The sequence below is a fragment of the Pseudomonas sp. Marseille-Q7302 genome, from assembly GCF_965111925.1.
Genome location: NZ_CBCOPK010000001.1, coordinates 1,775,146 through 1,794,937, shown reverse-complemented (window position 1 = coordinate 1,794,937; position 19,792 = coordinate 1,775,146). Strand labels below are relative to the sequence as shown.

The following is a 19,792-nucleotide window of genomic DNA, read 5'->3' as shown; positions in this document are numbered from 1 at the left end:
GATCGGACCATAACGCCTATCGCCGGAAAAAGTAAAGGCGGCGGACCTCGGTCCGCCGCCCCTGCATCACTCGCGGTCGATCTGGATTTCGACGCGACGGTTGGTGGCACGGCCTTCAGCGGTCTCGTTGGTCGCGATCGGCTGACGCTCGCCCATGCCCTTCACGGACACGACGCTGGCCGCCGGCACACCGGCCTGGATCAGGTAGTTGCTGACCGACTTGGCACGACGCTCGGACAGACGCTGGTTGTAGGCATCGGTACCCTTGCTGTCGGTGTGACCGGTGATCGACAGACGGGTGCTGGCGGCTTCGCCACGCAGACGGCCGGCGATACCATCGAGCTGGGCACGGTCCTGCGGACTGACTTCAGCGGAGTCGAAGGCGAAGTGCAGGTCACGCGCGGTGATCACTTCCTGCTTGGGCAGCGGTGCCGGCGCGGGGGCCGGTGCGGGCGCCGGAGCCGGAGCGGGCTCCATGCGAGCGACCTGCTCGTTACCCTTGCCATGCACCCAGCAATAGGCGCCTGCGGTGGTACCGATACCCAGGGCCGCCATGCCGGCGACGTTACCGCTCTGAGTAGCACCTGCCGCGCCGCCGACCAGCGCGCCTACCGCAGCGCACACCGGCCAATCGGATTTCTGTACGCCGCCCGCGCAACCGGCCAGCACGGTGCTTGCCAGGATGAGGGGTAAAGCTGTCCTTGCGATGCTCTTGCTCATGAAGGGTCTCCTATAGACCTAGTGCCGCGAGTTAGGCTCGTCTTTCGTTGTATTGCGCTGTCAGACTAATGGTGGCGTACACATCTTGACAACGCTGGTTGCTTAGTCAATCGCGATTTGATTAGGGTTCCCTTAATGGCAAAGATATTCTCGTCCCGTACCCCGCAAGAGGCTCTGGCAAGCTTGCTCGAGCACCATAGACCCACGCGCCTGCTGTGCGTGGCACGCGAACCCTTGCCGGCGCTGCAAGCCTATGTGGACGCTCACCCCCAATGCCAGCTGCTGCACGCCTCGGCACCGCACGAGGACCCTACGCTGCTGGCCGAACGCTACGATCTGGTGATCGTCGCCGACTGCCTCGAACACCTGCCATTGCGCCAGGGCCGCGAATTGCTCGGCGGTCTGCGCAACTTCAACACCTCGCGGCTGGCCGTGCTGGTGGACCTGGCCGCCAGCGACTGGCAGGCGACGGATTTCTACGCCCTCGCCCTGCAGGCCAGCGAACGCTTCGCCCGCGAAGGCCAGGTGGTCACCCTGTTCAGCTATGATCTGCACGACTACAAGCAGGTCCCGGACTGGCTCAATGCCCGGTTCTGGGCCAATCCGCAGAATTTCGGCAAGTACTGGTGGTGAGATGCAATCCATGGCCCCCTGCCCCTGTGGCTCGGACCGCCCGCTCGGCGACTGTTGCGGTCCGTTCCATGAAGGCCTTCCGGCGCCCGATGCCGAACGGCTGATGCGCTCGCGCTACAGCGCCTACGTGCTGGGGCTGATCGACTACCTGGTAGCCACCACGGCGCCCGCGCAGCAGCAACAGCTGGACCGGGAGGCCCTGGCGGCCTGGAGCCTGGGCAGTCGCTGGCAGGGTTTGCAGGTGCTGGAGCATCGCCCCGAGCCAGGCGATGCGCAGCATGCCCGGGTCAGCTTCGTCGCACGCTGGGAGGATGGGCGCGGGGCCCATCGTCATGAAGAGCGCTCGGGCTTCGTCCAGCGCGAGGGCCGCTGGTACTTTCTCGACCCGACCGTGCGTCCCCTGCCGGGTCGCAATGATGCCTGCCTGTGCGGCAGTGGTGCCAAGTTCAAGAAGTGCTGTGCCGGTTTCCTGTAGACCGACTAGGGCTCTTCCCGGGCAAGCGTGAGGTGATCCGTGTCCGGAACCGCCACAGGCAGCGCCGCGGATGCTGGAGCCAGATCGCTACCCACCGGGGCCAGACTCAGGTGCGAGAGGTCAACCTGCGGGGGTGCCACCGGCGCGTTGTGATCATGGAGATCGGCGCCCACCGGCGCCAGTCCGAAATCCGGCGCCTGGACATCGACGAAGGCGGCCATCACCGCATCCCGGGGCGCGACTGACAGTGACCCGCGTTCAGCGGAGGATGGCGAGGACAGGGGTACAGGTGCCGGTGCTGGCTCTGCCCGGGTCTCGGTTGGCGCCGCCGCCGGCTCGACCGTCTCGGCCATGGGCGCGACCTCGACCAGCGCCCCGGCCTGGGCCAGGGTGGCGCGATAGCGCTCGGCCGTCGCCGCATCCAGGCGATTCTTGATGATCATGCGGCGACCGGAGAAAAGCACGGCGATGCGCTGTTCATCCGCCTGAAACAGTCGCATCAGATTCTGCCGGGCCTGCTGCGCATCGGCGCCGGCGATCAGCTCGCCTTGGAAGGCGATTTCATAGAGAACGGCGGACATGACGACCTCCTCGGTCACGGCAAGGGATGCAGGATGCAACGTCACGTCGGGCCGGTCCAGTCTGCGTGGTCGACTGGCCCCGCCGTTTTTTTGTTAGCCTGTGCCAAGCGGCCCCGACTTGTGCAGCAATCGGTGCTTGTTAAACTGCGCAGAAAACGGGAGTGCCGCATGCTTCGCCAGGCCTTGTTCATCACCCTGCTCGGCGTCTTGCTGAGCAGCCTTGGCGGTTGTACCTACATCGGGCACAACTACGAAGAACCCCAGGTCGAGCTGACCGGTGTCGAGCTGATCCGCGCCCGGCTCTGGAGCCAGGACTTCGTGCTGCACTTCCGCGTCCAGAACCCCAACGACAGCACCCTGCCCGTACGCAGCCTGGCCTATACGGTCTACCTGAACGACCTGCTGCTGTCCCAGGGCGTCACCAACCTGCACTCGTCGGTGCCGGCCAATGGTCGGCGCAGCTTCTCCGTACCGGTACAGACCAACCTGTGGCGCTACGTGAAGGACGTCGGCCGCATGCTGGAGAACCCCAACGAGCCGATCAACTACCGCCTGCGTGGCCGGGTGAAGACCGGCTGGCTGTTCGGCCGCAGTGTCCATTTTTCTCGCCAGGGGCAGTTCGTGCCTGGCGCCTACATCCCGGAGTTATGAGATGAACCAGCACGTCCACGGTCCCGATTGCAATCACGACCATGACCACGATCACGGCCATGCCCACCATGTGCACGGCCCGCACTGCAACCATGGCCATGCCCAGGAGCCGGTGCGCAATCCGCTGAAGGAAGTGGGTCGCAACGATCCCTGCCCCTGCGGCAGCGAGAAGAAATTCAAGAAGTGCCACGGCGCCTGAGTCCGTTTCTGTAGGTTGGGCTGAGGCGGCTCTACCGTCTGAGCCCAACCTAGCGGAGTCAGTCTGGACTGTTGGGCTTCGCTACGCTTCAGCCCAACCTACGGCCCCGCGACCCTGGCGCGTTACCAGGGTTGTCCACCGCGTTGCGACTCCAGCCGCCGGATGAATTCCTCCAGGACCAGGGCGTAGAGATCATCCTTGAGCACCAGGTCCTCCACCCCGCAATCGATGTTGGGGTTGTCGTTCACCTCGATCACCGCCAGCTTGTCGCCTGCCTGTTTCAGGTCCACGCCATAGAGACCGTCGCCAATCAGGTTGGCAGTGCGTACTGCCAGTTCGACCACGGCGTGGGGCGCGTCCTGCACCGCCAGGGTACGGAAATCGCCGCTGACCTCGGTGGCGCAGGCGCTGTGGTCGTAGATCTGCCAGTGGCCCTTGGACATGAAGTACTGGCAGGCAAAGATCGGCTCCTGGTTGAGCACGCCGATGCGCCAGTCGTATTCGGTATAGAAGAATTCCTGTGCCAGCAATAGCACCGAACGCTCGAACAATTCGGCACTGGCCTTGCGCAGCTGCGCCGGGTCCTCGACCTTGATGACACCCCGGGAAAAGGAGCCATCAGGAATCTTCAGCACCAGCGGAAAGCCCAGGCGCTCGCCGAGCCCTTCGAGCTGGCCGGGATTGTCCTTGTAGAGGATCTCGGTGGCGGGCATGTCCAGCTTGTGAGCGCGCAGGAGATCGGCCAGATAGACCTTGTTGGTGCATCTGAGGATCGAGCGCGGATCGTCCATCACGACCAGGCCCTCGCTTTCGGCTTTCTTGGCGAAGCGATAGGTATGGTGATCGATGGCGGTGGTCTCGCGAATGAACAGGGCGTCGAATTCACCCAGTCGCGCATAGTCCTTCTTTTCGATCAGCTCCACGTCCATGCCCAGGTGCTTGCCGACGCGCACGAAGTTCTTCAGCGCCTTGGCATCGGAGGGTGGAAAGGCTTCCTTGGGGTCATGCAGGATGGCGAGGTCGAATCGGTACTTCTCGCGGCGGCCGGGCTTTAGCCAGACGCGGCGACTGAAGCCGTCGAGGGCGTTGGCGAAGTGATCTTCCTGCTGTTCGTGCAGCTTGTGGATGCTGCCCAGCTTGAGTCCGCCGATGTGCCAACCGGCACGGTCGCGGCGAAATTCCACGAGCAGCAGCGGACAGGGAAAGGCCTCGAAGACCTGGCGCGCCAAATCCTGCAAGGGGGCGATGTCGGTATTGCCAAAATAGAGCGTGAGGGTGAAGCCATCGGCGCTGCCATAGGGATGGCCGGCCAGCGCCTTGGTTAGCAGCTTGTCCAGGTCCTCCAGGGCCAGGCCATAGAGCGACTTGCGCGCCAACTCGCTGATGGTGCGCACGGAGGGGATGACCTTGTGCCCCCGGGCTTCGGCGAGGAGCGAGCAGTAGTAGCCGTGGCCGAGGTACTTCTGGCTGCGGCAGAGGTTGATGACCTGGACCCGCTTGCCATTGTCCTGTTCGTTGGACTGCTCCAGGTATTCCTGGGCGGTGATGACGTCTTCGCTGGGATAGTAGGACGACCAGTCTTCCTTGCGTTCCACGACGATATACAGCTTGCTCACTGGACCTCCTCGATGCGGGGCGTGGTGGCGGCGGAAACCCGGATGCCGCCTGACCACTCCAACTGTTGTAACGCGGGTGCTATTAACCGTTGCTTAACCATGCCAGGCTGCCCGCTCTGCTCCAGGAGAATCCTTCGCGATGAGTTTCATGCTCAGGCCCGCCGGGCTGGACGATCTGGCGGCACTGGTCGATCTGGAAGCCCGCTGCTTCAGCTATGACCGCCTTTCCCGGCGCAATTTCCACTGGATGCTCACCCGGGCGAACGCCGTGCTCATCCTGGCGGAAAGCGACCGCCAGGTGGCCGGCTACGCCCTGGTGCTGTTTCACCAGAACACCTCGATGGCGCGTCTCTACTCCATCGCCGTCGATCCGGCGGCCCGTGGCCATCGTCTGGGTCAACGCCTGCTCGACGCCGCCGAAGCCGAGGCGCTGGAGCGCGACTGCGCCTATCTGCGCCTGGAAGTACGACCGGACAACGCCGCCGCCATCGGCCTCTATGAGCGCAACGGCTATTTGCCCTTCGCTACGGTAGAGGACTACTACGAAGACCACAGCCAGGCGCTGCGCTTCGAAAAGCGTATCCGCCAACCGCGAGAAGGTCAGGCGCGCCCCGTGCCCTTCTATCGCCAGACCACCGACTTCACCTGTGGCCCGTCCTGCCTGCTGATGGCCATGGGCGCGCTGCAGCCGGGCCGGCCATTGGAGCGGCGTGAGGAACTGCGGCTATGGCGTGAAGCCACGACCATCTACATGACCGCGGGCCATGGTGGTTGCGGCCCCCATGGCCTGGCCCTGGCCGCCCAGCGACGCGGCTTCCGCGTGACCTTGCAGGTCAACACCCGGGGCCCGCTGTTTCTCGATGGGGTCCGCAGCGAAGAGAAGAAGGAAGTCATGCGCCTGGTACATGAAGACTTCAGCGCCGAGGTCAAGCAGTCGCCCATCGAGCGTCTCTACCGTACCCGCCTGGACGTGGCTGGCTGGGTCGCCGAAGGCGCCTTTCCCCTGGTGCTGATCAGCTCCTTCCGGCTGACCAAGGCCAAGGGGCCACACTGGGTGCTGGTCACCGACTGCGACGAGGACTTCGTCTACCTGCATGATCCCGATGTCGACCACAGCCAGCACCGGCGGGAGCTGGACTGTCAGCACATTCCCGTCTCCCACGCCGAGTTCGACAAGATGAGTCGCTTCGGCCGCGGCAAGCTGCGCGCCGCAGTGGTGCTGCGGCCCGCCTGAGACGGGGTTGCACCACGCGGCGAACAGGGCCAGGATCAGGACCAACGTGAGCGATGGGTCGCCCCATGAGTCAGTCCCTGCGCAAGAGCAATCCCTCCTACGAGTTGATGGAGGACCTGAGCGGTCACTCGGTGATCTACCGGGAGCATGGTTTTCCCTGTCCGCTGGTGCGCTGGCATTTCCACAAGGAATACGAGCTGCACCTGATCGTGGCCAGTTCAGGCACGGCCTTCATCGGCGACTACATCGGCAACTTCTATCCAGGCAGCCTGTTTCTGACCGGCCCCCACCTGCCACACAACTGGATCAGCCGAATCGCCGAGGGCGAGGTGGTGGCCAAGCGCGACATGCTGGTCAACTTCACCAATGAGACGGTGGACAACGCCACGGCGGTGTTTCCCGAGTTGAGCGGTCTGGCCCCCTTGCTGGAGCGGGCGCGCTACGGCATCGAATTCCACGATTCGCAGTTGATCGCCCGTGCCGAGGTGTTGCTACAGCAGATCGCCGACAGTGGCGGCGCGACCCGCCTCGGTCATTTCCTGGTGCTGATGGAGGCGCTGGCCACCTCGGAGCGCTATCAGCTGCTCTCCGGCAGCGTCGAGCCGGCCACTGCCAGCGAACAGGCGGTGGATCGCACCAACCGTGCCCTGAACTTCATCTTCGATCACTACCAGCGCGACTTCACCCAGGAGGAAGTGGCCGAGCACCTGGGCATGACGCCGACCTATTTTTCGCGCTTCTTCCGCCAGGCCACCGGTCGTACCTTCGTCGAATTCGTCAACAGCCTGCGCATCAGCAAGGCCTGCGAGATGCTCTCCCACAGTCGCATGCCGGTCACCGACATCTGCTTCGAGGCGGGCTTCAACAACATCTCCAACTTCAACCGCCGCTTCCACCAGCTCAAGGGCATGACCCCGCGCCAGTACCGTAGCCTTACCGTGCAGCGACTGACCGAACAGAACGCCTGATCGGCTGCCGTGCGCTGGCAGGCGGCGTCTGCATGGATCACTGATCTACCGTGTCTGCCTGCGCTGCTGGACCTGGTCTGTTACGCGCTTGAGACCATTGACAGACCAAGCGCAAAGTTCGGTTATGATCGAACTACCAATCCGTGCCGACAGAGGACAGTGCCACCATGACCGATTCCTACACTCCCCCACGCGTCTGGACTCCCACCACCTCCGGCGGCAACTTCGCCAGCATCAACCGCCCCATTGCCGGCCCGACCCACGACCAGGAACTGCCGGTCGGCGAGCACCCCTTCCAGCTGTATTCCCTGGGCACGCCCAATGGGATGAAGGTGACGATCCTGCTGGAAGAGCTGCTGGCGCTCGGACATACCGACGCCGAGTACGACGCCTGGCTGATCCGTATCAACGAGGGCGATCAGTTTTCCAGCGGCTTCGTGGAGATCAATCCCAACTCCAAGATCCCGGCCCTGGTGGATCGTCGGGGCGCCGAGCCGCTGCGCGTCTTCGAATCCGGTGCCATCCTGCTCTATCTCGCCGACAGCTTTGGCGCCTTCATCCCGAAGGATCACGCCGGTCGCACCGAGACGCTGAACTGGCTGTTCTGGCAGATGGGCTCCGCGCCCTTCCTAGGCGGTGGCTTCGGGCATTTCTATGCCTATGCGCCGGAAAAGCTCGAATACCCCATCAACCGCTACGCCATGGAAGCCAAGCGCCAACTCGATGTGCTCGACCGTCTGCTGGCCGAGCGCAGCTATGTGGCTGGCGAGGAATACGGCATCGCCGACATCGCCATCTGGAGCTGGTACGGCAACCTGGTGCTGGGCCAGTTGTACAACGCCGCGGAATTCCTTGCCGTACAGGACTACACCCACGTCCAGCGCTGGGCGCAGGCCATCGCCGCCCGGCCGGCGGTGCAGCGTGGTCGCCGGGTCAATCGCACCTGGGGTGAGGCCGGCGAGCAAGTGGCCGAGCGGCATTCGGCCAGCGACCTGGACTGATCCCACCGGAGGGTGCAGCAGGTGTCTGCTGCACCCTAGCGGCTCCAGTCCGCCGTGGCGGATCCGAGTCGCGTCGCGGGGCGCCGCCACTGCAGCTCGACCCCGCCAATCCGGAGCGGCGCTCGCAAGCGCAACGCCGATCCCCAGGCGGTTAGTTCCTGTTCCTTGCGGTAATCCCCTTCCTCCGGCCCGTGGTAAGCGGGACCGCCGCACGCGCCCGGTCGCTCGGTCAGCAGCCAGGCGGTACGCGCCAGTGACAGGCGCGCCGTCAACGCTCGCCCCTCCCGCTGACGCCGCGCCAGTCCCCGAATGGCCGCGGCGGCCATCAGATAGCCAGTGGCATGGTCGAGCGCCTGGACCGGCAGGGGCACCGGCTGCTCCGCCTGCCGCCACTCACTGCCGGCCGCCGCGATGCCACAAGACATCTGCACCAGGCTGTCGTAGCCCCGCCGTAGCGCCCAGGGACCGCTCCAGCCATAGGCGCAGAGGGACACATCGATCAGGCCGGGATTGAGCGCGCGTCGCTGCGCCCCTCCGTAACCCAGCCGTTCCAGCGCATCGGCGCGATAGCCGTGAACCAGGATGTCCGCCTCGACCAGCAGCGCCGCGAAGCGCTGGCGATCGGCAGGTCGCCTGAGATCGAGCCGTGCGCAGCGCTTGCCGAGGGTGACTTCGGGCGCCTGGGCCGGCTCGTCCCAGCCGGGCGGATCGATCCGTAGCACCTCGGCGCCCAGTCCAGCCAGCAATCGCGTGGCGATGGGCCCGGCGAGGATCCGGGTCAGGTCGAGGACCCGAATGCCCTGCAAGGGACGCCATGGATCCGGCTGCCAATCCAGCGCTGTATCGGCAGCCGTCCATTCCTGAGCGATCAGGGGTTCGGCGCGGACGGCTTGCCCCTGCGGATGCGCCTGCCAATCGGCCTGGGTGCGGAGCTTGGCCGCGCAGCCACCCGCCGCGACGATGGCCGTTTCCAGGGCTTCGCCAGGCCAATCGGCCATGGCCCGCGCGACGGCGTCATGGCTGTTGGTGCAACCCAGCACGGCCAGGGCGCGCTCTCGGTGATGCGGCGCGTTGGCGTGCAACCGCAACCAGCCGTCACGGGTGCGGTAATCACCGGTGACCGGGTCCCAGACGCCCGGCAATTCCCAGCCCAGGGGGCGCAAGGTTGTCTTGAACCAGGCCGCGGCGAGATGACGATCCACCTCTACCGGGACCGCGGCTCCTCTCTCGGCCAGCAGGTCGGCGATGGCCAATCCGGCGACACCGATCGCCGCCGTGGCCAGGTCGCTGACCGGAAAGCAGGAGGCGAGACTGCCGCTACCCTGAACCTGCAGGGCCGACGCCAGGGAGGCAGGCAGTTCGAGGGCGGCGACGAGTTCGCCGAGCAGGGAGTCGAGAATGGCAGCTGTGCCGGATGGGTTGATCAAGGGAGGTTCTCCAAAGCCGCAGGCGTTATTGCCACAGTAGCCGTGCCTGCGCGAGCAGGACATTGGTTTTCGCCCGCCTACCGTCCGGCCCGCCACGGGGACAAAGCATCAGGCACCAGGGTCTTTTCTTCATCTTTCACCAGACCTTATCGGGAGACCCCATGACCGGAAGACAGCTGCTCATCGCCGGCGCCAGCGGCATCATCGGCCAGGCCGTGCTGGAGGCCTTCGCCAAGACCGGCTGGTCCATCATCACCGTTGGCCGCTCGAAACAGGGCCCAAGCCGCTTTCCCCATCTGACCGCCGACCTGCTGGACCGGAATAGCCTGGCAGCGGCCAAGGCCGACCTGGCCGGCGTGACCCATCTCTTCTACAGCGCCCTCAAGCCGAACCCCGATCCAGGCGTGGAGGCGGACGAAAACGCCGCCATGCTGGAGAACCTGGTGGGCGCGGTGCGTAGCGCCGGAGCGCCCCTGGACCGCATCACCTTCGTCCAGGGCGGCAAGATCTACGGCGCTCACCTAGGGGTCTACAAGACGCCGGCCCGCGAGGACGACAGTCGTCACTTCCCGCCCAACCTCTACTTCCGCCATGAAGACTTCGTCCGCAGTCTCGAAGCTGATGGCATTCGCTGGACGGCGTTGAGGCCCGACATCGTCATCGGCCATTCGCTGGGATCGGCCATGAATCTGGGCAACCTCATCGGCCTCTATGGCGCGCTCTGTCGCGAGACCGGCACGGCCATGCAGTTTCCCGGAACGGAGCAGGCCTACCGCGGCGCCCTGGTCAACGTCACCGCTGCGCCGCTATTGGGCGACGCCGCGGTCTGGGCAGCGGAAGAAGAACGCGACGGTGCCTACAACCTCACCAATGGCGACGTCTTCCGCTGGAGTCACGTCTGGCCGCAGCTGGCCGACTGGTTCGGTCTGGACGTGGGCGAGCCGCAACCTATCTCCCTGGCCCAGCGCCTGACCGCGCTGAACCCGGTCTGGCAGGCGCTGGCAGAGCGCGAAGGACTGGCCGAGGCCGATCCCGAACGAATCGCACCCGGCGCCTTTGGCGATTTCATCTTCCATGTCGAGAAGGACGCCATCTTCGACGTGACCAAGGCGCGGCAAGCGGGTTTTGGGCAGATGATCCTGAGGTCCGACGAGGTCTTGCTCGCGCATCTGGAGGACATGCGCAGGCGACGGCTGATTCCCTGAGGCGTCCCGCGCCGTCCTGAATCCTGGAAAACGCCCGGGACAGCGCGCGGTCACAACCTGATCGCTTCGCTCAATTCGGTTGGAGTTTCATGATGTACGCAGACACGCTCACCTGGGGTCATGGCCCCCGCACCTTCGAAGTCTTTCTCGAGCCTACCTGTCCCTTCTCGGTCAAGGCCTTCAACAAGCTCGACGACCTGCTGGCCCAGGCCGGCCCTGAGCGGATCACCCTGAAGATCCGCCTGCAATCCCAGCCCTGGCACCTGTTCTCCGGGGTGGTGGTGCGCTGCGTCCTGGCCGCCGCCACCCTGGAAGGGGGGCAAGGAGAGTGCAAAGGCGGTCTTGGCGGCAGTGGCCGCCCACCGCGAGGAGTTCGAGTTCAAGGATCACGCCACCGGGCCTAACCGTGAGGCCACACCCAACGACATCATCGCGCGCCTGGAGCGTTACAGCGGCCTGGCCCTGGCCGACGCCTTCGCCAAGCCGGACCTGCAGCACGCCATCAAGTGGCACTGCAAGTACGCCCGGCAGAACGGCATCCATGTCTCGCCGGCCTTCATGATCGATGGCCTGGTGCAGCCGGACATGAGCAGCGGCGATTCGGTCGCGGACTGGATCGCCAGGCTGGGTTGAGCATTAGGGCTCAGGGTCGAGAGGCGGCGTAGCGCGGCTAATGGCGCTATGCTCGGCGGCTTCGTCCCGACCCGAGACAGACCCTTAATGGCTTTCCTTGCGGGAGCTTCATTCTGGAAGCCCTGAGCGTCTACCTAGGCCTGGCCACCCTCGCCTTTGGCGCGGCCACCCTGCTGCCCCTGCAGTCGGAAGCGGCCCTGGCCGGGCTGCTGCTCACCGAGCGCTATGCCACGGCGCTCCTGCTGCTGGCCGCGACGCTGGGCAATGTCGCGGGTTCGACGCTGAACTGGTGGCTGGGCACCCACCTCGAACGCTTTCGCCAGCGCCGCTGGTTTCCGGTGTCGCCGCAACGCCTTGCCCGCATCCAGGCGGCCTATCAGCGCTGGGGCTGGTGGTCGCTGCTGCTCAGCTGGACGCCCGTGATCGGCGATCCCCTCACCCTGGTGGCCGGGGTGATGCGCGAACCGCTGTGGCGCTTTCTGCTGGTGGTGACCCTGGCCAAGGCCACGCGCTATGTGGTGGTCTGGGGTCTTACCCTCGGTTGGCGTTGACTGCGGACTGGCCGCTCTGAAATTTCGACAGAATGTCGTGGCGCCTGAGGGCCTGCCGTAGACCTGCGTAAGCGAAGCCCAGTGGAGAACAGCCGCATCAGCCCATGCACCTTAAGTAAGGTATGAAGTCTGATGACTTTCAACAGCCTTCAGGAGCAGCTTTCCATGAGCGACAACATCCGAGACAAGGTCGTCGTCATTACGGGGGCCAGCAGCGGCCTGGGTGAGGCCACCGCGCGCATGCTGGCCCAACACGGCGCGCACCTGGTGCTGGGCGCGCGCCGACTTGAACGTCTGGAAGCTCTGGCAACCGATCTGCGGTCCTTGGGCGCCCAGGTCGAGGTCAAGGCCACCGACGTGACCCGGGCCGAGCAGGTCCAGGCCCTGGTCGATCTGGCGTTGGAGCACCATGGTCGTGTCGACGTCATGCTCAACAACGCCGGGCTGATGCCGCATTCGCCACTGGACCGGCGGCGTCTGGAAGACTGGGACCAGATGATCGACGTCAACATCAAGGGCGTGCTCTATGGCATCGCCGCGGTACTGCCGGCCATGCAAACGCAGAAGAGCGGCCACATCATCAACGTCGCCTCGGTCGCCGGCCATAAGGTCCGCGCCGGCAGCACCGTCTATTCGGCCACCAAGCATGCCGTACGGATCATCTCCGAAGGCTTGCGCCAGGAGGTCAAGCCCTATGGCCTGCGCACCACCATCCTTTCCCCCGGCGCGGTTGCCACGGAGTTACCCGACTCCATCACCGAAGCAGACGTCGCTGAAAACGTTCGCAAGCTCTATGAGCTCGCCATTCCCGCCGATGCCTTTGCCCGGGCAGTCATCTACGCCTTGAGCCAACCGGACGACGTGGATATCAACGAAATCCTCTTCCGCCCGACGCGGCAGGAATACTGAAGCTTCGTCGTCAACCGGCTTGACGGGTCCGCTGCCCCAGCCAGGCCGCCTCCACGTAGGCCAGATCGGCGCGCGGGATGAGTTGCGCAGGAATACGGCTGCAGCGAGACAGGTTGAGGACCTGCCGACCGTCGGCGGTCATGACGTCCTGCATGACCTTGAGGCCGGGCAAGATACGGTTGTGCAGATGTTCGTCCAGACCGCAGGGCGATCTCGGGTCCGTACTGCCTTCGTAGAAGCGTGGGGCCTGGGCATTGAGATCGACACCGGCCAGATAAATCTCGCTGAAACCCAGGTGATAGGCTAATTGAAGGGCGATAAAGGCGACGGTCCGTACATCGAAGATGCCGTAGTCCATGTCCCGACTGAAACCGATGTCGCGTGCCCGGCGACTGAGCAGCGTATGGACACGTTGCGCCTGGGCACGCTCAGCGCCGAGGTAGTGCTCCAGTCGGGTACTGGGCGCCCGCTTGAGCCCATGCGCCTTGCCATGCAACCCGGCTGACAACTCATCGATGGCCTCCGGCCACAATGCCAGGTGCTGGGCGCGTTCGAGGCCCTGCGCATAGAGTTCGGGCTGCTGGGCGGCAAAACTCAGATCACTACAGACATAGAACAACGGCTCGATGGCGCTCTTCGTCAATTTGGCAATGGCGCCGTTCATGGTAATGACTGGCACATCACGCCAGGCTTCCAGGCGGAGTTCCCCCGCCGACGGCCCCGACGCCAGCAAGAGCACCGGACCCTGCTGGCTGCCTCGCAGCGAAGCGAAGTCCTGGCTCATCGCCATGATCCGTTTACGGCCAGGCACATGACTAGCCAGGGTAATAGAGGAAGATCTTGATCTAGCGGCATAGGCACCGGCTCCTGGTCAAAAACACGGCGAACGCCATCAGTCAGACAGTATCAACGACATCGACTGGAGAAATAACGGGAGGCAAAAACGATTAACGCGATGACGATGGGCTTCTTCTCCTGCCAGGCGCTGTTTCACTGCTCCCGCTTCACGCGAATCTTGGCCAGCAGGAAAGAGCCTATGACTACGTCAGCGCTATTACAGGCTAGACAGATACATCCCCGTAATGCGCCGCATAGAGGTCGTTGACCGCGTGAACGCGTATTGCCGAAAAGAACGCCCAAACCTGCAAACAGCTGGATCGCAGGTGGATTACCTCCTTGGCATCATCTCGTTTGATGGCGGCGTTTTAAACGACGAGAGGTGTGGCCGGAAAAGCCATCACCTTTCGTTCAAGACACCACGAAGGGATCGACCAGCAGGAGTCGTCCCCCCGGCCAGCCGAGAGGTTGTGCCCATCTAAGCGGAGCTCGGCAAGATGACCAGGGGGATGCCCTTCCATCATCACTGGCTAGGCCTCACCTATCCCAGCGGTAGCTCCGGCAAGGCACCTCACCCCTCAACTGATCTAGGAACCTCGATAGGTACTGAAGCCGTAGGGACTCAGCAGCAGCGGGATATGGTAGTGCTGCTCCGGTTGGGTGACGTCGAATACCACAGGGATTTCCGGGAAGAAGGCACTACGGCCCTGCTGGCGATAGTAGTCCCCGGTCTTGAAGACCACGCGGTATTCACCCTTCTCGAAGGTCCGCTCCTTGGGGAACAGCGCCGGCACCCGACCCTGGTCGTTGGTGACCTCTTCCGCCAGCGGCTGCCAGCCCTGCCCTACCTGGCGTTCCAGGGTCACGTGCACCCCGGCCGACGGCTTGCCGTCCTCCAGGTTGAGCACATGGACGCTCAGGGGATTGGGCGCGGCGACGGCAAGGCCGGACAGGGCCAGGCCAGACAACAGAACGAACGTCTTCATGAAGATCTCCTTCAAGGATGGGAGGTGAGATTGAGGTGTTCAGCAGCCGTCAGCGCACAACGCTCGTCCGCCCCGCCACCGCCGGCACCGGCGATGCCCAGGGCGCCGACCAACTGGTCGCCTTCATAGAGGGGGATGCCGCCGCCCAACAGCAGCAACTCGGGCAAGGTGACGAGATTGGCAGCGTCCGGGTTCTGCCGAGCGCGCTCGGCCAGCGCCTGGGACGGGGTGCGCGTGGACAGGGCGGTGAAGGCCTTGCGGCGAGCCGCCTCGGCGTTATGCGGCCCGACGCGGGTATCGCGCTGCAAAAGGATCATTTGACCGCTGCGGTCGAGCACCGCGAGCGCAGCGCTGCAGGGTGCGGCTTGCGCCAGTCGATGTGCGGCATCCAAGTCGAGATCGGGGTGCTGCGGCAGGGCTGCCTGCGCCTGACCGAGCAAGGTAGCGCCCAGCAGCGCGACGGTTAGGCAAGAAAGAAAGCGCGACATGATTCGAGGTCCAGGAGATGACCCCGCCAAATTATCCTGATCGCTCGGTCAGGAAGGGGTACTGGACCGTGACAATTTTGTCAGGGTGATCAATCAGATGGCCGCCCACTCCGGCTGCCACCAAGCGTCTTTGTTCCTCGTTTTCCAGGCATTGCAGATGACCGCAACGCCATCGCAGGACCGCTCATGCTCGGCTCGTAGCTATCAGGCTCGCACGCAGACAAACCGCTGGCAGGTCCTGGAATCCCTTCCTCATCACTCTCGGCAAGGGATTCATCAACCCACAAATCAACCAGACCACTATTGATCGATTAGATCAAAACATGCTTTATTGTGATCAGAACAATCACAAGGTAGGCATGACCATGAAATTCCGCGGCATCGTTCCCGCCCTCGTCACCCCCTTCGACGCCCAGCAGCGCGTCGACGAAAACGCTTTGCGCGTTCTGATCGAAAACCTGATCGGCGCAGGTGTCCATGGCCTGTTCGTACTGGGCACCAATGGCGAATTCTTTGCCCTCTCCGAAGCCGAGAAGCTGCGCATCGCCGAGCTCACCGTGGATGCCGCCGGCGGCCGGGTACCGGTCATAGCGGGCACCGGCGCCTTCGCCACTCACGAAGTGATCGAACTGAACAAAAAAATGGCCGATCGCGGCGTCGATGCCCTGTCGGTCATCACCCCCTACTTCAATGCCGTCAGCCAGAAAGAGCTGATCACGCATTACGAAGCCATCGGTGACGCCTCTGCCCTGCCCCTGATGCTCTACAACATTCCGGCCAAGACCGGCATGTCCATCGGCATCGGCGCCGTCGCGGCCCTGAGCCAGCACCCGCAGATCAAGGGCATCAAGGACAGCGCCGGCAATTTCGATGCGCTGGTACAGATGATGAAGTACCGCAGTGACGACTTCGCGGTCTTCGCCGGTACCGACTCCCTGATCTACTGGAACCTGCTGGCCGGCGGTGATGGCGCCGTGGCGGCCACCGCCAATGCCGTGCCCCAGGTGGTCATGACCATCTGGAACGCCTTCCAGGCCGGCGATCATGCCATAGCGCGCGCGGCCCAGGAAAAGCTGCGACCCCTACGCGACGCCTTCGCGCTGGGCACCATGCCGTCGGTGCTGAAGAAGGCCGCCGACCTGCTCAACGTCCCGGTCGGTCCCTGCCGTGCGCCGGTCGCACCGCTCGATGACGCCACGGTGCACAAGCTCGAAGGCCTGCTGGCCGTCTACCGCGACTGATCCGGAGCCTCCATGTCCCTCTATCATTTCCAGACCGTCAAACATCTGGTCCATGGCGCAGGCGCCCTGGATCAACTCGGCGACAAGCTCGCCCTCCTCGACGTCCCGCTGCGCCGTGTGGTGCTGGTGACCCAGAACGCCATGCATGGCCTGGGGGTGACCGATCGCGTCAAGGCGCAACTGGCCGCCCGTGACATCGAAGTGGCCGTGATCGACAACGTCGAGATCGAGCCGACCCTGGAGAACATCGAACAGGTCTTTCGCGAGCAGGTCTCGCCTCGCCAGCCCGATGCCCTGCTCGCCATCGGCGGTGGCTCGGTGCTGGATGCCGCCAAGCTGTTCGCGGTCATGCTCACCAACGAGCAGTCGCTCAAGTCCATGCTCGGGATCGACCAGGTCGCCCGCGCCGGGCTGCCCACCGTGCTGGTCCCAACCACCGCCGGCACCGGCTCGGAAGTCACGCCCAATGCCATCGTCACGCTGCCCGACGAGGAGCTCAAGGTGGGTGTCGTAAGCCGCCACCTGCTGCCTGCGCTGGTGCTGCTCGATCCGCTGCTGACCCTGAGCCTGCCCAAGGCCATCACCGCCGCCACCGGCATGGATGCCTTCACCCATTCGCTGGAATCCTTCATCTCCAACAAGGCCAACCCGGTCAGCGATACCTTCGCCCTGGAGTCCATGCGCCTGATCGCCGGCAGCATCGTCGAGGCCTATCAGCAGCCGGAGTCGGTACGCGCTCGTAGCGACATGCTGCTCGGTTCCACCTATGGCGGCGTGGCCCTGACCGCAGCCGGCACCGCTGCCGTGCATGCCCTTGCCTATCCCCTGGGGGGCAAGTTCCACGTCACCCACGGGGTGGCCAACGCCATGCTGCTACCCCACGTCATGGCCTTCAACCTGGACAGCTGCGCGCCACGCTTGAAACGAGCCGCCGTGGTCTGCGGCCTGGCCCGTGAGGAAGACAGTGACGAGGCTGCCGCGCACACGCTCATCGAACAGATCGCCGCCTGGACCGCCGCCCTGGAGATCCCCCAGGACTTGGCTGTCTTCGGCATCCGTGAGGAGCACCTGCCGGACATGGCGGTGGCGGCGTCCAAGGTGACCCGGCTAATGGTCAACAATCCCAAGCCGCTGAGTCTGGACGACATCCAGGCGCTGTACCGGCGCCTGCTGCCATGACCCGTCTGCTGATCCTGGCCGACGACCTCAGCGGCGCCGCCGACTGCGCCCTGGGTTTCGCCAAGACGCAGGCGACCCGGGTGCTACTCGACGTCGAGGCCCTGGATGCACAGGCACCGGTGACGGCCTTGGACCTGGACAGCCGTCGCCTGGACGCAAGTGCTGCCGCTGCGCGCCACGCCGCGCTGCTCGGCCATCCGGCGGTGATCGGCGCCGCACTCTACAAGAAGATCGACTCCACCCTGAGAGGCAATGTCGCCGCCGAGGTGGCCGCCCTTGCGCCCCGCGGTCTCGCTTTGGTGGCACCTGCCTACCCGGCGCAGGGACGCACTACCCGGGGTGGCATTCAGTACCTGGACGGCGTACCGGTCGATCAGACCGATGTCTGGCATAACGAGGCCCTGACCGGCAGCGCCGACTTGGTCGCGCAACTCACCGATCAGGGTGTCAGCTGTGCCTGCCTGGACCTCGCTACCCTGCGGCAGCCGGTGGCCCTGGCCACCGCCCTGCGCCGCGCCCTCGACGGTGGGCTGCGAGCGCTGGTCTGCGATGCGCAGCACCAATCGGACCTGGACGCACTGGCGTGGGCCTCCGCGCCCTTCTCGCGGCAACTGTTCTGGGTCGGCTCAGCTGGCCTGGCCGAGGCCCTGCCCAACGCCTTGGGCCTGACCGGTAGCCCCATCCCAGGTCCTCGGAGCGATGGCCCGGTCCTCACGGTGGTCGGCAGCATGTCGCGCCACTCGCAGGCGCAGGCCGAACGGCTGGCTGCCGGCAGCCACCAACACTGGAACACGCTGGCCCCCGCGTGGCTGCTGGACCCGCAACGCGCCGCCGAACGTCAGGCCTTGGGCGCGGCCCTGGCCCAGCGCCTGGCAGGTGGCGAAGACGTCCTGGTCAGCCTCGACCAGCAAGCCCGGCATCCCCACCAGGCCGCGGCCCTGAGCCAGGCCCTGGCCGAACTGCTGCAGCCGGCCCTGCATGAGGCCGCCGCGCTCATGGCCACCGGCGGCGAAACCGCCCGCGCCCTGCTCGCCCAGGCAGGCATCGCCGCCCTGGACCTGCACGGCGCCCTCGCACCGGGGGTGGCCCTGGCCAGCGCCCACTGGCATGGCCGCCTCTTGCCAGTGGTCACCAAGGCCGGCGGCTTCGGCCAATCCGACACCCTCTTCGACGCCTGGCGCCACCTGCGCGCCCACCTACCCGCACAGGCCGCCACGGCCTCCCTGCAGAAGGAAGCCCACCATGTCTGAACGTCCCGTCATCGGCATCACCATGGGTGACGCCACCGGCGTCGGTCCCGAGATCATCATGAAGTCCCTGGCCCATGGCACGGTGTACGACAGCTGCCGGCCATTGGTCATCGGCGACGCCGGTCGCCTGGAAGACGCCAATCGCATCGTCGGCGGTCGTCTGCAGGTCAACGCCATCGAGCGGCCTGATCAGGCCCGCTTCCAGCCCGGGGTGGTGGACTGCATCGACCTGGGCCTGATCCCCGCCGACCTGCCCTACGGCAAACTGTCCGCCCTGGCCGGCGACGCCGCCTATCGCTACATCGAGCACACCGTGCAGCTCACCTCGGCCGGTGAACTCGACGCCATCTGCACCGCGCCGCTGAACAAGGAAGCCCTGCACGCCGGCGGTCATATCTTTCCGGGCCACACCGAGCTGCTGGCGCACCTAACCGGCACCGAGGAGGTGTCGATGATGCTGATGACGCCAATCCTCAAGGTCATCCACGTCACCACACACATCGGCATCATCGATGCCATCGCGCGCATCGAGCCGGGCCTGGTCAAGCGCACCATCGAGCGTGCCCATGCCACCCTGCTGCGCGCCGGCATCCAGGATCCCCTGATCGCCGTCTGCGGCATCAATCCCCACGCCGGCGAGAACGGCCTATTCGGCTACGGCGAGGAAGAGACCAAGATCCAGCCGGCCATCGACGAGCTGCGTGCGCGCGGCTGGCGCGTGGAAGGCCCGCTGCCCGCCGACACCCTGTTCTTCCGCGCCGGTCGCGGCGATTTCGACTGCGTGGTGGCCATGTATCACGACCAGGGCCACGGCCCGGTCAAGGTCATGGGGCTGGAGGCGGGAGTCAACGTCACTGTCGGCCTGCCGGTGATCCGCACCTCGGTGGACCATGGCACCGCCTTCGACATAGCCGGCAAGGGCATCGCCGACGAGCGCAGCCTCATCGAAGCGTTGCGCCAGGCCACCGAACTGGCCAGCCGCCACCGCGCCAGCCAGGCCGCCTGAGG

21 protein-coding genes and 1 pseudogene are annotated in these 19,792 nt (G+C 65.0%); 15 read left to right on the top strand and 7 right to left on the bottom strand.

The window, feature by feature from the left end; genetic code table 11:
* Positions 1 to 66 precede the first annotated feature (66 nt).
* Positions 67 to 720, bottom strand: coding sequence for an OmpA family protein (locus tag ACWPW1_RS08290; RefSeq protein WP_026083574.1), 654 nt, complete (start codon positions 718 to 720; stop codon positions 67 to 69).
* 135 nt (positions 721 to 855) lie between these two features.
* Here ACWPW1_RS08290 and ACWPW1_RS08285 point away from each other — a divergent pair, with 135 nt between their 5' ends.
* Together ACWPW1_RS08285 and ACWPW1_RS08280 are read left to right on the top strand one after the other, a co-directional pair.
* Positions 856 to 1,353 (top strand): DUF6231 family protein, encoded by a 498-nt coding sequence (locus tag ACWPW1_RS08285; RefSeq protein WP_059314276.1) that lies wholly within the window; start codon positions 856 to 858, stop codon positions 1,351 to 1,353.
* Between the two features lies 1 nt (position 1,354).
* On the top strand, positions 1,355 to 1,828 hold the full coding sequence (locus tag ACWPW1_RS08280) for a YchJ family protein (RefSeq protein ID WP_323148721.1): 474 nt from the start codon (positions 1,355 to 1,357) through the stop codon (positions 1,826 to 1,828).
* 5 nt (positions 1,829 to 1,833) lie between these two features.
* Here the strand turns inward: ACWPW1_RS08280 and ACWPW1_RS08275 are convergent, their stop codons facing one another.
* On the bottom strand, positions 1,834 to 2,409 hold the full coding sequence (locus ACWPW1_RS08275; RefSeq protein WP_454252760.1) for a hypothetical protein: 576 nt from the start codon (positions 2,407 to 2,409) through the stop codon (positions 1,834 to 1,836).
* A gap of 168 nt (positions 2,410 to 2,577) precedes the next feature.
* Between ACWPW1_RS08275 and ACWPW1_RS08270 the strand changes: the two genes are divergently transcribed.
* Positions 2,578 to 3,060, top strand: coding sequence for an LEA type 2 family protein (locus ACWPW1_RS08270; protein ID WP_059314273.1), 483 nt, complete (start codon positions 2,578 to 2,580; stop codon positions 3,058 to 3,060).
* 1 nt (position 3,061) lies between these two features.
* Positions 3,062 to 3,259, top strand: coding sequence for an SEC-C metal-binding domain-containing protein (locus tag ACWPW1_RS08265; protein WP_058762382.1), 198 nt, complete (start codon positions 3,062 to 3,064; stop codon positions 3,257 to 3,259).
* Between the two features lie 122 nt (positions 3,260 to 3,381).
* Here the strand turns inward: ACWPW1_RS08265 and ACWPW1_RS08260 are convergent, their stop codons facing one another.
* Positions 3,382 to 4,875 (bottom strand): RimK family protein, encoded by a 1,494-nt coding sequence (locus ACWPW1_RS08260; protein ID WP_454252759.1) that lies wholly within the window; start codon positions 4,873 to 4,875, stop codon positions 3,382 to 3,384.
* A gap of 139 nt (positions 4,876 to 5,014) precedes the next feature.
* Between ACWPW1_RS08260 and ACWPW1_RS08255 the strand changes: the two genes are divergently transcribed.
* The 3 genes from ACWPW1_RS08255 (at position 5,015) to yghU (ending at position 8,078) form a co-directional block, all read left to right on the top strand.
* On the top strand, positions 5,015 to 6,109 hold the full coding sequence (locus ACWPW1_RS08255) for a GNAT family N-acetyltransferase/peptidase C39 family protein (protein WP_454252758.1): 1,095 nt from the start codon (positions 5,015 to 5,017) through the stop codon (positions 6,107 to 6,109).
* 65 nt (positions 6,110 to 6,174) lie between these two features.
* Positions 6,175 to 7,077 carry an AraC family transcriptional regulator gene (locus ACWPW1_RS08250; RefSeq protein ID WP_059314270.1) on the top strand — a complete coding sequence of 301 codons (903 nt, stop codon included), beginning with the start codon at positions 6,175 to 6,177 and terminating at the stop codon, positions 7,075 to 7,077.
* 167 nt (positions 7,078 to 7,244) lie between these two features.
* Positions 7,245 to 8,078, top strand: coding sequence for a glutathione-dependent disulfide-bond oxidoreductase (yghU, locus tag ACWPW1_RS08245; RefSeq protein WP_454252757.1), 834 nt, complete (start codon positions 7,245 to 7,247; stop codon positions 8,076 to 8,078).
* Between the two features lie 35 nt (positions 8,079 to 8,113).
* Here yghU and ACWPW1_RS08240 read toward each other — a convergent pair whose 3' ends face one another.
* Positions 8,114 to 9,505, bottom strand: coding sequence for a CoA transferase (locus tag ACWPW1_RS08240; protein ID WP_454252756.1), 1,392 nt, complete (start codon positions 9,503 to 9,505; stop codon positions 8,114 to 8,116).
* A gap of 161 nt (positions 9,506 to 9,666) precedes the next feature.
* On the opposite strand from ACWPW1_RS08240, the gene ACWPW1_RS08235 reads away from it, so the two are divergent.
* From ACWPW1_RS08235 to ACWPW1_RS08220, 4 genes and pseudogenes are all read left to right on the top strand, one after another.
* A complete protein-coding gene (locus tag ACWPW1_RS08235; RefSeq protein WP_454252755.1) occupies positions 9,667 to 10,710 on the top strand; it encodes an SDR family oxidoreductase in 1,044 nt (347 codons plus the stop codon).
* A 92-nt stretch (positions 10,711 to 10,802) separates the two neighbouring features.
* Positions 10,803 to 11,343, top strand: a pseudogene (locus ACWPW1_RS08230) (DsbA family protein).
* Positions 11,344 to 11,456: 113 nt separating this feature from the next.
* Positions 11,457 to 11,894 carry a YqaA family protein gene (locus ACWPW1_RS08225; RefSeq protein ID WP_271655814.1) on the top strand — a complete coding sequence of 146 codons (438 nt, stop codon included), beginning with the start codon at positions 11,457 to 11,459 and terminating at the stop codon, positions 11,892 to 11,894.
* Between the two features lie 165 nt (positions 11,895 to 12,059).
* Positions 12,060 to 12,803: an SDR family oxidoreductase gene (locus ACWPW1_RS08220; protein ID WP_454252754.1), complete on the top strand. Its 744-nt coding sequence runs from the start codon at positions 12,060 to 12,062 to the stop codon at positions 12,801 to 12,803.
* Between the two features lie 10 nt (positions 12,804 to 12,813).
* On the opposite strand, the gene ACWPW1_RS08215 is transcribed toward ACWPW1_RS08220, so the two are convergent.
* From ACWPW1_RS08215 to ACWPW1_RS08205, 3 genes are all read right to left on the bottom strand, one after another.
* A complete protein-coding gene (locus ACWPW1_RS08215) occupies positions 12,814 to 13,587 on the bottom strand; it encodes a lipopolysaccharide biosynthesis protein (RefSeq protein WP_454252753.1) in 774 nt (257 codons plus the stop codon).
* A 640-nt stretch (positions 13,588 to 14,227) separates the two neighbouring features.
* Positions 14,228 to 14,626 carry a hydroxyisourate hydrolase gene (gene uraH, locus ACWPW1_RS08210; RefSeq protein ID WP_271654374.1) on the bottom strand — a complete coding sequence of 133 codons (399 nt, stop codon included), beginning with the start codon at positions 14,624 to 14,626 and terminating at the stop codon, positions 14,228 to 14,230.
* An 11-nt stretch (positions 14,627 to 14,637) separates the two neighbouring features.
* A complete protein-coding gene (locus tag ACWPW1_RS08205) occupies positions 14,638 to 15,114 on the bottom strand; it encodes a GlcG/HbpS family heme-binding protein (RefSeq protein WP_454252752.1) in 477 nt (158 codons plus the stop codon).
* A gap of 365 nt (positions 15,115 to 15,479) precedes the next feature.
* Here ACWPW1_RS08205 and dapA point away from each other — a divergent pair, with 365 nt between their 5' ends.
* From dapA to pdxA, 4 genes are read left to right on the top strand one after another with little or no spacing between them, the layout of a single operon-like run.
* Positions 15,480 to 16,355, top strand: a complete 876-nt coding sequence (gene dapA / locus ACWPW1_RS08200; protein WP_454253907.1) for a 4-hydroxy-tetrahydrodipicolinate synthase — start codon at positions 15,480 to 15,482, stop codon at positions 16,353 to 16,355.
* Between the two features lie 12 nt (positions 16,356 to 16,367).
* Positions 16,368 to 17,534, top strand: a complete 1,167-nt coding sequence (locus ACWPW1_RS08195) for an iron-containing alcohol dehydrogenase (RefSeq protein ID WP_454252751.1) — start codon at positions 16,368 to 16,370, stop codon at positions 17,532 to 17,534.
* Positions 17,531 to 18,784 carry a four-carbon acid sugar kinase family protein gene (locus ACWPW1_RS08190; protein WP_454252750.1) on the top strand — a complete coding sequence of 418 codons (1,254 nt, stop codon included), beginning with the start codon at positions 17,531 to 17,533 and terminating at the stop codon, positions 18,782 to 18,784. The genes ACWPW1_RS08195 and ACWPW1_RS08190 overlap by 4 nt, the downstream gene beginning before the upstream one ends.
* Positions 18,777 to 19,790, top strand: coding sequence for a 4-hydroxythreonine-4-phosphate dehydrogenase PdxA (gene pdxA, locus ACWPW1_RS08185; RefSeq protein ID WP_454252749.1), 1,014 nt, complete (start codon positions 18,777 to 18,779; stop codon positions 19,788 to 19,790). Before ACWPW1_RS08190 ends, pdxA begins: the two co-directional genes overlap by 8 nt.
* The last annotated feature ends 2 nt before the right edge of the window (positions 19,791 to 19,792 follow it).